12 protein-coding genes are annotated in these 16333 nt (G+C 69.7%); 6 read left to right on the forward strand and 6 right to left on the reverse strand.

Features of this window, described 5'->3' with window-relative positions; all coding sequences use genetic code 11:
* The first annotated feature begins 200 nt into the window (after nucleotides 1-200).
* Complete coding sequence (locus tag IT780_RS15445) at nucleotides 201-1001, forward strand: HAD family hydrolase (protein ID WP_199512228.1); 801 nt, start codon at nucleotides 201-203, stop codon at nucleotides 999-1001.
* 358 nt (nucleotides 1002-1359) lie between these two features.
* Here IT780_RS15445 and IT780_RS43115 read toward each other — a convergent pair whose 3' ends face one another.
* Both IT780_RS43115 and IT780_RS15455 read right to left on the reverse strand, forming a co-directional pair.
* Complete coding sequence (locus IT780_RS43115; protein ID WP_199512229.1) at nucleotides 1360-1842, reverse strand: PH domain-containing protein; 483 nt, start codon at nucleotides 1840-1842, stop codon at nucleotides 1360-1362.
* A gap of 81 nt (nucleotides 1843-1923) precedes the next feature.
* Nucleotides 1924-2667: a Fic family protein gene (locus tag IT780_RS15455; RefSeq protein ID WP_199512230.1), complete on the reverse strand. Its 744-nt coding sequence runs from the start codon at nucleotides 2665-2667 to the stop codon at nucleotides 1924-1926.
* A 224-nt stretch (nucleotides 2668-2891) separates the two neighbouring features.
* On the opposite strand from IT780_RS15455, the gene acs reads away from it, so the two are divergent.
* From acs to IT780_RS15480, 5 genes are all read left to right on the forward strand, one after another.
* Nucleotides 2892-4877 carry an acetate--CoA ligase gene (acs, locus tag IT780_RS15460; RefSeq protein WP_199512231.1) on the forward strand — a complete coding sequence of 662 codons (1986 nt, stop codon included), beginning with the start codon at nucleotides 2892-2894 and terminating at the stop codon, nucleotides 4875-4877.
* Between the two features lie 271 nt (nucleotides 4878-5148).
* Nucleotides 5149-7512: an immune inhibitor A domain-containing protein gene (locus tag IT780_RS15465; RefSeq protein ID WP_199512370.1), complete on the forward strand. Its 2364-nt coding sequence runs from the start codon at nucleotides 5149-5151 to the stop codon at nucleotides 7510-7512.
* Nucleotides 7513-7714: 202 nt separating this feature from the next.
* Entirely contained in the window at nucleotides 7715-10081 is a 2367-nt protein-coding gene (locus tag IT780_RS15470) for an immune inhibitor A domain-containing protein (protein ID WP_372443700.1), read from the forward strand.
* 100 nt (nucleotides 10082-10181) lie between these two features.
* Complete coding sequence (locus IT780_RS15475; RefSeq protein ID WP_199512233.1) at nucleotides 10182-10667, forward strand: hypothetical protein; 486 nt, start codon at nucleotides 10182-10184, stop codon at nucleotides 10665-10667.
* 43 nt (nucleotides 10668-10710) lie between these two features.
* On the forward strand, nucleotides 10711-11631 hold the full coding sequence (locus IT780_RS15480) for an alpha/beta fold hydrolase (RefSeq protein ID WP_199512234.1): 921 nt from the start codon (nucleotides 10711-10713) through the stop codon (nucleotides 11629-11631).
* A gap of 21 nt (nucleotides 11632-11652) precedes the next feature.
* On the opposite strand, the gene IT780_RS15485 is transcribed toward IT780_RS15480, so the two are convergent.
* The 4 genes from IT780_RS15485 to IT780_RS15505 form a co-directional block, all read right to left on the reverse strand.
* Nucleotides 11653-12015, reverse strand: coding sequence for a UCP033725 family protein (locus tag IT780_RS15485; RefSeq protein ID WP_199512235.1), 363 nt, complete (start codon nucleotides 12013-12015; stop codon nucleotides 11653-11655).
* Nucleotides 12008-15358, reverse strand: coding sequence for an SseB family protein (locus IT780_RS41870; protein WP_307831204.1), 3351 nt, complete (start codon nucleotides 15356-15358; stop codon nucleotides 12008-12010). The genes IT780_RS15485 and IT780_RS41870 overlap by 8 nt, the downstream gene beginning before the upstream one ends.
* Nucleotides 15359-15610: 252 nt before the next feature.
* Entirely contained in the window at nucleotides 15611-15907 is a 297-nt protein-coding gene (locus IT780_RS15500; protein ID WP_199512236.1) for a WXG100 family type VII secretion target, read from the reverse strand.
* Between the two features lie 20 nt (nucleotides 15908-15927).
* Nucleotides 15928-16266 (reverse strand): WXG100 family type VII secretion target, encoded by a 339-nt coding sequence (locus IT780_RS15505; protein WP_307831205.1) that lies wholly within the window; start codon nucleotides 16264-16266, stop codon nucleotides 15928-15930.
* Nucleotides 16267-16333 lie beyond the last annotated feature (67 nt).

Here is a 16333-nt window from a genome sequence, read left to right on the forward strand (position 1 = left end):
GGCGCAACCACCGAGAGCCTTCGGGGGTGGAACGCGACCGTCAGCTACAGCGTCACTCAGCTACAACATCACTCAGTAACAAAATCACTCAGTAACAACATGAATCCCAGTCGCAACACAAGCATGCCTCAGCAGCGGCTCACCGTCGAGTACCCACCGTCACCGGAAATCGGTGCGTCTTGCGGCTACACTTTCGGCCCGTGGGCCAGAGTGCCGCGTTCTTCGATCTCGACAAGACCGTCATTGCCAAGTCCAGCGCGCTGGCCTTCGGACGGCCTTTCTACCGTGATGGGCTGATCAGCCGCCGCGACGTGGTGAAGTCCGCTTACGCGCAGTTGATGTTCCGGCTGGGCGGCACCGACGAGCAGACCATGGCCCGCACCCGGGACTACCTGGCCGCGCTGTGCAAGGGCTGGCGCGTCGAGCAGGTTCAGCAGATCGTCGCGGAGACCCTGCAGGAGCTGATCAATCCGTACGTGTACGCCGAGGCCGCCGTCCTGATCGGCGAGCACCAGGCGGCCGGGCGCGACGTCGTGCTGGTGTCGGCGTCCGGCGACGAGATGGTGCGCCCGATCGGCGAACTGCTCGGGGTCACCGACGTGATCGCCACGCGGATGGGGATCGTGGACGGGCGCTACAGCGGCGAGGTGGAGTTCTACGCGGCCGGCCCGAGCAAGGTCGCGGGGGTGCGTGAGCTGGCCGACGAGCGCGGGTACGACCTTGCGGAGTGTTACGCCTACTCGGACTCCAGCAGCGATCTGCCGCTCCTCGAGGCCGTGGGACGTCCGAGCGTGGTGAACCCGGATCGCGCGCTGCGCCGCGTCGCGCTGGAGCGGTCGTGGCCGGTGCTCGAGTTCCGGCACCCGGTGCCGCTGGGCCGCAGGCTGCGGGAACGCCCCGCGGTGCCGGTGGCCGCCGCGGCGCTCGGGGTGGGCGTCGGAGTGGCGATCGGCATCGCGCTGTACGGCCGGCACCGCCGCACCCGGGCTGCTCTGGCATAGAAGGCGGCATAGACGACGGTCACGCGGAAGCGTCTGACCAATCACACAAAGTAGCTTTCACCCTGGCGATCAAGGGCGGCGGGGCGTAGAAAGAACACGCGGACCTTGATGACATCAGGTTCCGTGCACGGCCACCGGGAACCCACGCGCGATCAGCCACGGCAGGCACGTTGCGGCGGGACCCACCGGATTCCGGCGGGACTGTCGACAACGACCCAGGTGCACGCTTGATAACCCGGTCGGACGCGCAAGCGACGGCGCCTCGGATGCGAGGCGCCGTCCTTATGTCCAGCCGTCCTTATGTCCAGCCGTCCTTGTGGTCAGCCGTCCTTGTGGTCAGCCGCTCTGTGCCAGCCGCCTACGCTGCGGCCGCTTTGGCTTGCAGGTGGCGGTTGCGCAGGTCGTGGTAGACCTCGCGGAACAGGTGTGGCCGGTTGTGGAAGTCGACACCCTGCGCCCACAGCTCGGTGTTGACCGTGGAGCCGTCGCGGCGCTCGATGAGCACGGTCATCCCGCCCTCGATCTCCCACCGCCCCAGCTTGTTGGTGTGCCGGTGCAGCCGGACGTGCGCGATCTCGTCCCAGGACAGCCGGCGTGACCGCAGCAGCCCGCGGATCTGCAGCCCGTCGGGGCCCACGTAGACGCCCATCTCGAGGATGCGCCAGCCGCCGACCACCCAGAGCGCCGCGAGCGCCATGGCAAGGTACGTGATCCCGTTGCCCTCGACCTCGAACAGGCCGACGCTGGCCCAGCCGAGCAGGGCGAACGCGACGGCCTCCCAGCCGATGACGAGCCACCGGCCGACTCCGGGCGAATAGGGCCGAACCCAGTCCACTCCCACCCGAACGAGTATGCCAACCCGCGCAGGGATGAATCCGGCTTTTCGCCCTTCGATGCAGATGAGGACCGACCGGGCGATGGTCTACTTGCCCGAAGGTGCCAGCACCTCGTCCGAGATCTGCGTCAGGTGCTCGGCGCCCGCCGAGACCGCCGCCGCGTAGTGCCGGAGCCAGGAGCGCAGGCCGTCGGGCGTGCCGGTGGCGTAGGCGCCCGACGCACCCACGTACTCCGGCTCACGGTCGAGGTGGCCCTGCTCGACGGCGACGAGCCCGCGCGGGTCGAAGCCGCGGGCGACCAGGGTGAGCCGGGCGGCGGCCCGCGCGACCACACCCGCCGGGCCGGCGAACGGTCGCAGCGTCAGCAGTTCGGCGTGCACGATCGCGGCCAGCAGCAGCGGCGGTGTCCGCTCGTTGCCGGCGACCAGGCCGGCGAGGGCGTCGATCCGCTCGGCGCCGGAGGTCAGCCGGCCGAGATCCGCGTCGGCCACCGCACCCCGCGCGGCCAGCACGTGCAGCCGCGCAAGCACCTGACGCGGTGCGCGCGGCCAGAGGTCGACCAGCCCGCCGAGCGCCTCGGAGACCCGCAGCGCGCCCTGCACGACCGGGTCGGTGACCGTGCCGGCGCGTACGGCCGCGAGGTCGTGGCGGTGCTCCTCCAGCGCGGCACTGGCGACGGCCGCTCGCAGTCCCACCTCGGCGGCCACCTGGCCCCCGTTGCGGCGCAGCGCCCGGTGCCGCATGGCGGTGTCGACCTTGGCTCGGGCGTCGGCCAGAGCGTCCTCCACGTCGGCGAGCGCGAGCAGCGGAGCCAGGGGATCGTTCGTCACGCGCCTACCGTATCCGTGAAAAACACGCGAAACATGGGCTGCGCATACGGGCTCGGAAGTGGCAAGATTCGCGCAGTACCGAGCACGTACTGCCCGGTCGGCGCGCACGCCCTGCCACTCGGCGCGGCAGGAGGGCGGTACGGCTTGCAGCTCTCGCCCCGGCGCACCGGGCAGAACTACTGTTCAACCCAAGAGAGACCGGTCACGGCAGAGGAGCCGCCCTCATGAGTGAGACGCTGGAGAACCTGTATTCGGAGACGCGGCAGTTCCCGCCGCCGGCCGCGCTGGCCGCCGAGGCGAACGTCAAGGCCGAGGCCTACGAGCGGGCCACCGCCGACCGGCTGGGTTTCTGGGAGCAGCAGGCCGAACGCCTGACCTGGGCCAAGCGGTGGGAGCAGACGCTCGACTGGTCGAACCCGCCGTTCGCCAAGTGGTTCGTCGGCGGCGAGCTCAACATCGCGTACAACTGCGTGGACCGGCACGTCGAGGCCGGCCTGGGCGACAAGGTCGCGATCCACTGGGAGGGCGAGCCCGGCGACACCCGCTCCATCACGTACGCCGACCTGCTCAAGAGCGTCAGCCAGGCGGCGAACACCCTGACCGAGCTGGGCGTCACGGCCGGCGACCGGGTGGCGATCTACCTGCCGATGATCCCCGAGGCGGCGGTCGCGATGCTGGCCTGCGCCCGGATCGGCGCGCTGCACAGCGTGGTCTTCGGCGGCTTCTCCGTCGACGCCCTGGCCACCCGCATCCAGGACGCCGACGCGAAGGTCGTGATCACCGCCGACGGCGGTTACCGCCGGGGCAAGCCGTCGGCCCTGAAGCCGACCGTGGACGAGGCCGTCGCGCAGTGCCCGAGCATCGAGCACGTGCTGGTGGTCCGCCGTACGGGCGAGGACGTCACGTGGGGCGAGAAGGACCTGTGGTGGCACGAGACGGTCGAGCAGGCGAGCGAGAAGCACGAGCCGAAGGCGTTCGACTCCGAGCACCCGCTGTTCATCCTCTACACCTCGGGCACGACCGGTAAGCCGAAGGGCATCCTGCACACCACCGGCGGCTACCTGACCCAGGTGTCGTACACGTACAACGCGGTCTTCGACCTCAAGCCGGAGACCGACGTCTTCTGGTGCACCGCCGACATCGGCTGGGTCACCGGGCACTCGTACATCGTCTACGGCCCGCTCTCCAACGGCGCCACCCAGATCATGTACGAGGGCACCCCGGACACCCCCCACAAGGGACGGTTCTGGGAGATCGTCGACAAGTACAAGGTGACGATCCTCTACACCGCGCCCACCCTCATCCGCACGATGATGAAGTGGGGCGACGACATCCCGGCCAAGTACGACCTCTCCTCGCTGCGCCTCCTGGGCAGCGTCGGCGAGCCGATCAACCCCGAGGCCTGGATGTGGTACCGGGCGAACGTGGGCCACGACTCCTGCCCGATCGTCGACACGTGGTGGCAGACGGAGACCGGCGGCATCATGATCTCCCCGCTGCCGGGCGTCACGAGCACCAAGCCGGGCTCGGCCATGACCCCGCTGCCGGGCATCTCGGCGGACGTCGTGGACGACCAGGCGGAGTCGGTGCCGGACGGTGGCGGCGGCTTCCTGGTGCTGCGCGAGCCGTGGCCGTCGATGCTGCGCACGATCTGGGGTGACGACCAGCGCTTCATCGACACGTACTGGTCGCGCTTCGGCAAGGGCGCCGGCACGGGCGACGAGTGGATCTACTTCGCGGGCGACGGCGCCAAGAAGGACGAGGACGGCGCGCTCTGGCTGCTCGGCCGGGTCGACGACGTGATGCTGGTGTCCGGGCACAACATCTCCACCACCGAGGTGGAGTCGGCCCTGGTGTCGCACCCGTCGGTGGCCGAGGCGGCGGTCGTGGGCGCGACCGACCCGACGACCGGCCAGGCCATCGTCGCGTTCACGATCCCGCGCGGCAATGTGGACACCGCCGGCGACGCGGGCGAGAAGCTCATCCAGGATCTGCGCAACCACGTGGCGAAGAAGCTAGGCCCGATCGCGAAGCCGCGGCAGATCATGCTCGTCGCCGAACTGCCCAAGACCCGATCCGGCAAGATCATGCGGCGGTTGCTGCGCGACGTGGCCGAGAACCGGTCGCTGGGCGACGTCACGACGCTGCAGGACTCGACCGTGATGGACCTGATCTCGTCGGGCATGCAGGGGTCCAAGTCCGAAGACTGAGATAATCGTCTATGAATGGCGGCAGATCTGCGATCGTAGGGATCTGCCGCCGTTTCATGGCTACGGTCCATTTTCGACCTTTTGCCGGTTCTTGCATTATGCAAGATCCATAATGCGTAACCATCGCCGAACAATTCGTGTCACCCCTTCCGACGCATCGGTGTAGTTGCATACGTTCACCTGAGCCTCGAATCCGGGGCGGTTCACCGCCGTCGCTGCACGACAGCGCGCGGTCATGCCAACGGAGGTAAACGTAGTGCGCAAGGTGGTCGTGGGACTGCTCGGCGCCGCGATGGCGACCAGTGTCGGGATGATGCTCCCGAACGGCGCCCTCGCTGCACCGCCGGTCGATCCAGCGCCGGTGGCCAAGACCGGTGCGGCACCATTGGACGATCTGCCCAACCCGCTGGAGGAGAAGCGTCGCGCCCTCCGCCAGGAGGCCGTCGCCGACGTCGTCAGCGGCAAGGCGAAGCCGATCAAGCGGAACGGCAGCACGGTCGTCAAGGTCGGCCGCACCCAGGGTTCCGGCGTGACCAACCGCAAGGTTGCCAAGTCCGGCACCGACCAGTATGTCGAGCTCGGCCGCGAGCGGACCGACCGGATCTTCGTGATCCTGGCCGAGTTCGGCGACCAGCGGCACCCCAGCTACCCCGACGTGGACAGCGACCCGGCGACGCCCGGGCCCACCACGTTCAACGGCCCGCTGCACAACAAGATCCCCGCGCCCAACCGCTCGGTGGACAACTCGACGGTGTGGCAGCCGGACTACAACGCCGAGCACTACCGTGACCTGTACTTCGGTGAGGGCGCGGGCAAGGAGTCGGTGAAGACCTACTTCGAGACCCAGTCGTCCGGGCGCTACAGCGTCGACGGCGAGGTCACCGACTGGGTCAAGGTCAACTACAACGAGGCCCGGTACGGCCGCGACTTCTGCGGCAGCCACGTCTGCAACAACACCTGGGCGCTGGTCCGGGACGCCGCCAACCAGTGGGTGGCGGACCAGAAGGCGGCCGGGCGTACGGACGCGCAGGTAGCCGCGGACATGAAGTCGTTCGACCAGTACGACCGGTACGACTTCGACAACGACGGCGACTTCAACGAGCCCGACGGCTACATCGACCACTTCCAGATCGTCCACGCCGGCGGCGACCAGGCCGACGGTGACCCGCAGCAGGGCGAGGACGCCATCTGGAGCCACCGCTGGTACGCGTACGGCACCGACCAGGGCCGCACCGGTCCGTCGAACAACCTGCTCGGCGGCACCCAGATCGGCAACACCGGCATCTGGATCGGCGACTACACCATCCAGCCGGAGAACGGCGGCCTGAGCGTCTTCGTGCACGAGTACACGCACGACCTGGGCCTGCCGGACGACTACGACACCTCGGGCCGGGGCGACAACAACAACGAGCACTGGACCCTGATGGCCCAGAGCCGGCTCAGCGCGGCGGGCGACCAGGCCATCGGCACCCGCCCCGGCGACCTCGGCGCGTGGAACAAGCTGCAGCTCGGCTGGTTCGACTACGAGACCGTCGTGGCCGGTCAGCAGAAGACGCTGAACCTCGGTCCGCAGGAGTACAACACCGACAAGGCGCAGGGCGTCGTGGTGGTGCTGCCGGACAAGGAGGTCACCACCGATCTGGGCGCTCCGTTCGCCGGTGAGGGCCAGTTCTTCTCGGGCAACGCCGACGACCTGAACAACTCGCTGTCGCACGACATCGACCTGACCGGCAAGACCACCGCGGCGGTCACGCTCAAGGGCCGGTACGACATCGAGCAGGACTACGACTACCTGTACTTCGAGGCGTCGACGGACAACGGGGCCACCTGGACCCGCCTGGACGGCACGCAGAACGGCGCGCCGCTGCCCCGCGACGCCAGCAACACCCCCGCGCTGACCGGCAGCACCGGCGGCGAGTGGGCGGACATCGCGGTGCCGCTGAACGCGTACGCCGGCAAGAAGATCACCTTCCGCCTGCACTACCTCACCGACGGTGGCGTGGCCGAGGGCGGCTTCTTCGGTGACGACCTCACCATCACGGCGGACGGCGCGACCGTGCTGGCCGACGGTGCCGAGGGCGACACCACGTGGACGATGGACGGCTTCTCGATCGTCGGGGCCACCTCGACCGAGGAGTTCGACAACTTCTACATCGCCGGGCACCGCAGCTACGTGTCGTACGACCAGTACCTCAAGACCGGCCCGTACTTCTTCGGCTACCTGCCGACGCTGCCGGACAAGGTGGACCACTACTCCTACCAGGAGGGTCTGCTGGTCTCGTACTGGGACACGTCGCAGGTCGACAACAACACCAACGTGCACCCGGGCACGGGCCGCAACCTGATCATCGACGCGCACCCGGCGCCGTTCTACAACCTGGAGGGGCTGCCGTGGCGGGCCCGCATCCAGGTGTACGACGCCCCGTTCAGCCTCAAGAAGGCCGATTCGTTCACGCTGCACATCAACGGCAAGCCCAGCTACATCCGGGGCCAGGCCGCGCAGCCGCTGTTCGACGACACCAAGAAGTACTTCTACGACGAGCTGCCGAACCAGGGCGTCAAGCTCCCGGCCGTCGGCGTGAAGATCAAGGTTGTCGACGTGAACGGCACCTCGATGAAGGTCCGCATCAGCTGAACCGGACATAACGGCGGCGCCCGGGATTTGTCCCGGGCGCCGCTCTTTGTTTTCGCATAAAGAATTGATCCCGGGGACTTCCACGCATCTCTCTTTTTGCATACGTTCACCTAGGCCCCGAATCCGGGGCGTCTGCACGCCGAGCCGCTGCACGACAGCGTTTCGGGCACGTCGACGGAGGTACGTAGTGCGCAAAGTAGTCGTGGGACTACTCGGCGCCGCGATGGTGACCGGTGTCGGGATCTCACTCCCCACCGTGGCCCAGGCGGCGCCCCCGGTGGAGCCGACACCGGCGGCCAGCAAGCGGGCCGCGATGGACGACCTCCCCAACCCGGTCGAGGACAAGCGCCGCGAGCTGCGCCAGGAAGCCATCAACGGCGTCCTGAAGGGCGACATCAAGACGCAGCGACGCGGCGGCAGCACCGTTGCGAAGATCGGCAAGACCCGTGGCGGCGGCCTGAACGACCGCACTGTCAAGGCGTCCGGCCAGGACCAGTACGTCGAGCTCAGCAACGAGCGCACCGACAAGATCTTCGTGATCCTGGCGGAGTTCGGTAACCAGCGGCACCCGAACTACCCGGACGTCGACAGCGACCCGGACACCCCCGGCCCCACGACCTTCGAGGGCCCGCTGCACAACAAGATCCCGCAGCCGGACCGCTCCAAGGACAACACCACGGTCTGGCAGCCGGACTACAACAAGAAGCACTACGAGGACCTGTACTTCGGCAAGGGCAAGAACGTCGAGTCGCTGAAGACCTACTACGAGACGCAGTCGTCCGGGCGCTACAGCGTCGAGGGCGAGGTCTCCGACTGGGTCAAGGTGCCGTACAACGAAGCCCGTTACGGCCGCGACTGCGACGTCAACGGCCTCTGCACCGACACCAACGCCTGGGCGCTCATCACGGACGCCGTGAACAAGTGGGTCGCCGAGCGCAAGGCCGCCGGTCGCACCGACGCGCAGATCGCCGCCGAGGTCAAGCAGTTCGACCAGTGGGACCGCAACGACTACGACGGTGACGGCGACTTCAACGAGTCCGACGGCTACATCGACCACTTCCAGATCGTCCACGCCGGCGGCGACCAGTCCGACGGCGACCCGCAGCAGGGTGAGGACGCCATCTGGGCGCACCGCTGGAACGCGTACCTGAACACGGTCGGCAGCGACGGCCCCTCGTACAACAAGTACGGCGGCCAGCAGATCGGCAACACCGGTGTCTGGATCTCCGACTACACCATGCAGCCGGAGAACGGCGGCCTGAGCGTGTTCGCGCACGAGTACGGCCACGACCTCGGTCTGCCGGACGACTACGACACCAGCGGCGGCCTGAACAACAACAGCGAGTTCTGGACGCTCATGGCGCAGAGCCGTCTCTCCGGCGCGGGCGAGCCCCTCGGTTCGCGCCCGGGTGACATCGGCGCCTGGAACAAGCTGCAGCTCGGCTGGCTGGACTACGAGACCGTCGTCGCGGGTCAGAAGAAGACCCTGAACCTCGGCCCGCAGGAGTACAACACCGCCAAGGCGCAGGGCGTCGTCGTGGTGCTGCCGGACAAGGAGGTCACCACCGACCTCGGCGCCCCGTTCGCGGGCACCAAGCAGTACTTCTCCGGCAACGACGACGGGCTCAACACCTCGCTGAGCACGACGGTCGACCTGACCGGCGCGACCTCGGGCGCGTTCGACCTCAAGGGCCGCTACTCGATCGAAGAGGGCTACGACTACCTCTACGTCGAGGTATCGCAGGACAACGGCGCCAACTGGACCGCGGTCAACGGCACCGTGGGCGGCACGCCGTTCGGCACCGACGGCGGCAACCCGGGCCGTCCGGCGATCACCGGCACCAGCGGTGGCGCCTGGAAGGACATCCACGTCCCGCTGGACGCGTACGCCGGCAAGAAGGTGCAGGTCCGCCTGCACTACCTGACCGACGGTGGCGTCTCCAAGGGCGGCTTCTTCGGCGACGACCTCACCATCAAGGTGAACAACACCGTCGTCTCCACCGACGGCGCCGAGGGCACCCCGGCGTGGACGCTCGGCGGCTTCACCGTCGTCGGCGCGAGCACCACCGCGGACTACGACAACTTCTACATCGCGGGCAACCGCAGCTACGTGTCGTACGACAAGTACCTGAAGACCGGCCCGTACAACTTCGGCTGGCCGGCCAAACCGGACTGGGCGGAGCACTTCGCCTACCAGCAGGGCCTGCTGATCTCGTACAACGACCAGTCGGTGGCGGACAACAACGTCAACGAGCACCCCGGCTCCGGTCGTAACCTGATCATCGACAGCCACCCGGCGCCGTTCTACAACCTCGAGGGCCAGCCCTGGCGGGCCCGGATCCAGCTGTACGACGCCCCGTTCAGCCTGAAGAAGGCCGACTCCTTCACGCTGCACGTCAACGGCAAGGCCAGCTACATCCGGGGTCAGGCCGCGCAGCCGACCTTCGACGACACCAAGAAGTACTTCTACGACGAGATCCCGTGGGCCGGCGTCAAGCTCCCCGCGGTCGGCGTGAAGATCAAGGTGCTGTCGCAGAACGGCACCTCGATGAAGATCCGCATCTCCTGATCCACCGCACCGTCCGACGCCCGGGGGCCCCGCGCCCCCGGGCGTCACCCTTTCCGCCACCGGAGCGGAACCACCCACGCTCAACCCGGGTCAAAATCTCATGAACCTTTTCCGTACGGCCACAGCAACGTCCCTGGTCGTCGTGTTCCTGTCCGCCTGCTCATCCACCCCGGCCGAGGACACCGGCATCTCCGTGCCCTCCTCGCCCAGCGCCTCCCCGTCCACCGCCCCCGCATCCCCCTCAGTAGCGCCCAGCGCCTCCCCCAGCGCCGCCCCCACCGGCCCGTTCAACTCGGTTCCCACGGGGCCGCCTCCCGGCGCGAAACGGCCCAGCGGCATCCCCAAGACCCCCACGGACGTCGTACGCAGCCCCGGATGGACCGAGGGCTGGGTCACCCGGGGCGGCACCGGGCCCTGCTACGGGCTCGTGGACATCGACGGCAAGCCGTACGCGGTCTACTCCGACGCGGGCACCGCGCTGAAGAAGGGCGAGTACCTCCGGGTCCGCCTCACCCCGGCCCGGCTGCGCATCGACTGCGGCTCGGGTACGCCGGTGCAGATGCTGGCCGTGGAGCACGTGCGCTGACCGGCGCGGCCCGGGATGGCCCGGTGCCCGTACCCTGGTGCGCATGACTTCGCAGGTGGACGAGGCGTGCGTGCTCACGGAGGGTCCCTGGACCCACCGTTTCGTCGGCGCCAACGGCAGCCGCTTCCACGTCGTCGAGGCGGGCACCGGACCCCTCGTGCTCCTGCTGCACGGCTTCCCCGAGCACTGGTGGGCCTGGCACGACGTCATGACCCGGCTCGCCGACGCGGGTTTCCGGGCGGTCGCCATGGACCTGCGCGGGTACGGCGCCAGCGACAAGCCGCCCCGCGGCTACGACGGCTACACCATGGCCGCCGACGTGACCGGCCTGATCCGGGCCCTCGGCGAACGCTCAGCGATGATCGTCGGTACGGGCGCCGGCGGCATGATCGGCTGGACGGCTGCGGCGTTCCACCCCAAGATGGTCAGCCGCCTGGTCGTGCTCGGCGCGGCGCACCCGCTGCGCCTGCGGGCGGCCCTCTTCGCCGACCCGCGGGGTCAGATCGCCGCGACGGCCCCGACGCTGAAGTTCCAGGTCCCCCGCTACGAGCACGTCCTCACCCGGGACGACGCCGCCCTCGTCGGCGAGCTGATCGAGCGCTGGAGCGGTCCCCAGTGGACGCAGACGCCGGAATACCGCGATTACGTCGCGCGATGCCGGGAAGCCATGCAGATCCCGCAGGCGGCGTTCTGCGCGCTGGAGGCGTACCGCTGGGTGTTCCGGTCGGCGTTGCGGCTGCAGGGCTACCGCTTCGTGAAACTCATGCAGCGGCCGCTGACCACCCCGACCCTGCAGATGCACGGCGCGCTGGACACAGCCGTCCTGCCCCGCACCGCCCAGGGTTCGGGCCGGTACGTCATCGCCCCGTACGAGTGGCGCCTCATCGAGGACGCCGGCCACTTCCTCCACCTGGAGGCGCCGGACGTGGTGACGGGCGAGATCCTGCGCTGGCTCAAGGCCTGATCCGCGGGCTCAGGCCGGCGCTCAGACCCGGTGTTCGTAGAGCTCGGAGACCTCGTGGGCCGGCGCCCAGCCCTGGTACACCCCGAAGTCGAACTCCTCCAGCTCCAGCGACCGGGCGATCGGGGCACGGCCGCCCGTGTACTCCAGCCGCAGCCAGTTGTCGGCCTCGGCGAGCACGATGAACGGCTGCCCCCGCCACGAGCATGTCGTCCGCACGTACACAAGGTCGCCGTACTCGCCGGGCTTGAGCACCCGCACGAACCGACCCGGCCGGACCTCCTCGAACCCGTCGCCGGGCTCGGGCGAATAGACCCGCACGTTCTCCCCGTCGGGCGCGGCGTCGTACTCGCGCCCGTGCCAGGTCACGACGTACCCGTCACGCATCGGCCTCTCCCACCTTGCGCCACATCGGAGCGTCGGCGTCGAAGACCGCGACGATCCGCTCGGCCCCGCTCCCGTCGAGGCGCCACAGCTGGGCACCGTGCGGCAGCCGCACACTGTCCACCTTGAACTCGGCGATCACGTCCTTGCCCTCGCCGGGGGCGAACCCGTTGCCCCGGAACGGCGGCCGCTCGATCACCCAGCCGTCCATGGCCCGCAGCGCCTGCTCGCTCTGCCCGCCGTACGGGATGCGGTAGAGGCTGGGCCGGTAAGCCGGCCAGCGGAGCACGTACGCCTCCTTGGCATCGCCCTGATAGGGCGACCCGTCGTAGAGCAGGCCGAGCGCCGCATAGAGCTCGCCCGGCACCCGCAGATGCTCGACCTCGGCGGCCCGGTGCACGAACCCGGCAACCCGGTCGTACCCGCGCTCCAGGTAGAAGTCGATCTGCTCCACCGGCACGGTCTTCTGCATCATCGTGGGCCGCACATCGGTCTCATGCGCCCGCTGCGGCAACGCCTTCGGACTGTCCGCCTGCACCTCGACGGGATCGCCACCGAGCCCCGCCTCGATCGCCCAGTTCGCCAGCGCGATGACCTGCGGTCCCGGGTACCGCGCGCCCACGGCACTGCCCGGGTTCACGGCGAAGGACCAGGCCGGATCGGGCCAGTTGCGGATCAGATCGACGAACCGGACCGCAACCGTACGGGCCGGCTCGAGGTAATGCTCACCCAGCCGGTCCCGGCTCGTGAAGACGACGAGATACCGCTCCCCGTCCACCTCCTCGGTACGGAACGCAAACCCGGACTCCCCGGGCGAACTTCCCGGCCGCGATTGCGGGCCCACCGGCACGAGCACCGTGGCGAGCAGCAGAGTGGAGAGGAACGAGTCGGTGCTGTGGTCGATCGTGGCCTGGTAGAGGTCGCGCTCGGTCTCGTTCGCCGGGATGAAATCGTCCTCATCCACCTCCGGCCCGCCGGCCCGAGTCGGCCAACCACCCGCAGTGGAGGCGCTGAGGTCGATGCGCGCGGTGGCGTCGAGCCCGGCCTGCTCGTACCTCGAGGCCGGCGCGGCAGCCGGTTCGTCCGCGGGGTCAGGGCGGTCGGCGATCGGGGTGGGAGAACGCCGAGGGAGGCCCATGCCGGTCGCGCCGTCGGGTGCCTGCGTTTCTGCGGGGTGGCCGGCTGCTTCCGCCGGCGTGCTGCCTGCCGGACGGGTCGCGCTGTCCGGCGCCGAGGGGCCGGCCAGGCCTGTCGCGCCGGCCGGACCTGTCGGGCGGTGGTCCGCCCCCTGGTCCGCCGGCAAGCCCGTCGGCTGGCCCGCCGATGTCGGTGGGAGGGAGGGGCGGGTAGCCGGGGCGGGCACGATCGGGCCGCTCGAACGGGTCGCACTGCCCGAGCGGTTCGCGTCGCCCGCACGGATCGAATCGCCCACGCGGCCGGCATCGCCTACGCGGCCCGCATCGCCCGGGCGGCCCGCATCGCCCACGCGGTTCGCTCCACCCGCGCCTGGGATGACCGGGGGCGCGATGCTGGGCTTCGGAGCGGCGGTGGACGTCTGGCCGGACGCGAGGTTCCGCGCGGTCTGATCCGCGGCAAGGTTGGTGGAAGACGGCGCCTCGCCCTGGGCCGGACCGTCCGACGGCGTGGCACCGGCCTCGCCCCTCGCGGCCAGCGCCTGCGCGGCAGCCGCCATGGAGGACGGCCGCTCGGACGGAGGAGTCACCTGACGGCGCGGCAGCTGCGGACCCGCACCGGCCTGAGCTGCGGCTCCGGCCTGAGTGGCAGCTCCCGGCTGGGCGCCGGCACCGGCCTGCTCGGCGGCTTCTGCCTGGGCGCCGGCACCGGCCTGAGAGGCAGCTCCGGGGGCAGCTCCAGCCTGGGCGGCGGCCTCGGCTTGCTCGGCGGGCGTGAGGTGGCTGGGTAGCGGCGGCGTCTGCGCCATCGGCGTACGCGTCGGAAGCGGACCGTTTGGCCGCTGCAACGCAGGCAGAGCTTCGTCGCCGCCGGTCTCGTTGCCGTCCGCCTTTGTGCTCCCCGGTGCCGCGCCGGCTGTCGCCGTGGCGGCCGCCGTCGGAACGACCGACGTCGGGCCGGTTGTCGCCGGGCCGGTTGTCGCCGGGGCGGCTGTCGTCGGGGCGGCCGCGCGGCTGCCCAGGGCGTCGAGGGCGCTGCCACCAGCGGGCGGCGGTGTCGTACCCGACCTGCTGGCCAGCGCGTCCAACGCACTCCCCGGCGGTACCGCCGAGGGCGGAGTCGCGGGTCGAACGGCGCCCCCGGCGAAAGCCGCAGGAGGGGTGGCCGTCCCACCGGGATCCTGCTGAGGTGCGCGCCCACCGCCGGTCGCGAAACCGCTGAAACTGGACGTGTCCCCCACACCACCCATGCCGGGTGGTGTCGCCGGGACCCGGGACGGCAGCCCGCTGGGCAGAACCGCTCCCGGCGTACGGACCGGAAGCCCGCCGGGACCGACCGGACCGGCGGCGGACGACCCGGGCTGACCGGGTGCGGGCGGGGTGGAACCGGAAGCGGGCTGCTGACCAGGCCCGAATCCGACGGCCCCCGCGGCGACAGCCCCGGGCGCCGAGGCTCCAGGACCGTTCGAGGCCGGCGCGCTCAGACGGTTGCCGACCGATGCGGGACCGCCCGAGACCTGCCCAGCCGTCACCTGCCCAGCGGACATCTGACCCGACATGTGGCCGGCGGACATGGGACCGGCAGGCATATGAGCGGCGGGCACCGGGCCACCGGACACCGGATCGCCGGACAGGTGGCCGCCAGGTACCGAACCGACATTCGCCGAACCACCGGACACCGGGCCGCCGGACAGGTGACCGCCGGACACCGGGCCGCCCGACCCCGGCGAGGCATATCCCTGCGCCGCGGCCGCGTTGGCCGCCATGGCCGCCGCCTGCAGGTCCTTGAGCCGGCCGGTGCTCTGCCGCGCCGGTCCGCGCGTGGGGAGCCGCAGATCACCGCGGCTCAGCTGGGCGACGAACCAGGCCGGCAGGTAACCCTCGATCGGGAGGCCGGGGTTGACCGCCAGCCACCATTCGAGGTTCGGCCAGGTCTCGGCCAGTTCGGCGTACGGCACGCGCCGCGCGGAACCCGTGTAGTCGGACAGGCAGGCCTGCAGCGCCGACGGGGACGTGAAGGCCAGCACGTGCGTACGGCCGCCGGTGCTCCACGTGCCCCACCCCAGCGGCTCGAGGCCGGCCAGAGCGTCCGCGGAGACGGGCAGCAGCAGGTCGACGCCGGCGAGAATGCGGAAGTAGGACTCCTGATCATCGGTGCGCAGGGCGTTGCGCATCGCGACTTCGGCGTCCGTAGCCGGTTCCCACTCGGTCACGTCCACCTCTCCCTTCGCGGCGAACGGGCCACCTCAACGCGTACAACCTACAAGGTCAGGCCACGATCACAATGGGCGGCTGCGTGGATACAGCCAACCAGGCAAACAACCGCCGCAACGGTCGCGCAGAGAGACGGTTCCGTAACTCCAGGTAGCGAAAGGACGGGCTCACGTACACCCGGATCCGCACTTCCGAGAAGATGGAAACGGCCGGGCCACCCCGGGAAGGGCAACCCGACCGCACCGTACGGATCAGTGGGTGAAACGCTTCTCGGCGTTGCTCTCCGTCGTCGCGTAGTCCTGCGCCGACTGGTCCACCGCGATCTTGATGTCGCGGAGGATGTTCTTCAGGTCGGTGGACGCGGTGGTCCACTTGTGCTGACGCTGGGCGTACGCATCCTGCGCCTTGCCCTCCCACGTCGCGACCAGCGGGCGAGCGTCGGCCTCGAGCTGGCTGAGCTGGTTCTCGAGCTCGTTCACAGCCTTCTGGATGTCGGCGCCGGCCTGGGCCAGGGCACCGAAGTTCACGCGCAGCAAACCGTCGTTCATCGGTTGATCCTCCCCCGCCGTCAGTTCTCGAGCGGCAGGTCGTAGCCGCCGCCACCGGACTTGGTCACCGCGCTGGCGGCCGAGCTGTCGGTGCTGTCGTAGCTGACGCCCGAGGTCCGGATCGCCTCGGCGGTGTCCGCCAGAGCCCGGTTGAGCTGGGCCAGGTCACGCTGGTACTGGTGCTTGACCGAGCCGAACGCCCTGCCGCCGTGACCGACCCATGCCGTCTGGAGCACCGAGAGCTCCGACATGAGCTTGTTCAGCATCGCGGTCAAGTTGTTGTTGACCTGGTCGAACTTCGCGGCGGTCTGGGCCATCACCGCGGCTTCTGTCTGCGTCTGGGCCACCCCGGACGTCACCCCGCTTCCTCTGTCGTCTGTCTCGCGCCGGATCCTGCACGGAGCCGAATCCTGTCCGGATCGACTG

It is taken from the genome of Nucisporomicrobium flavum (assembly GCF_016464385.1).
In the GTDB taxonomy this organism is placed as follows: Bacteria; Actinomycetota; Actinomycetes; order Mycobacteriales; family Micromonosporaceae; genus Actinoplanes; species Actinoplanes flavus_A.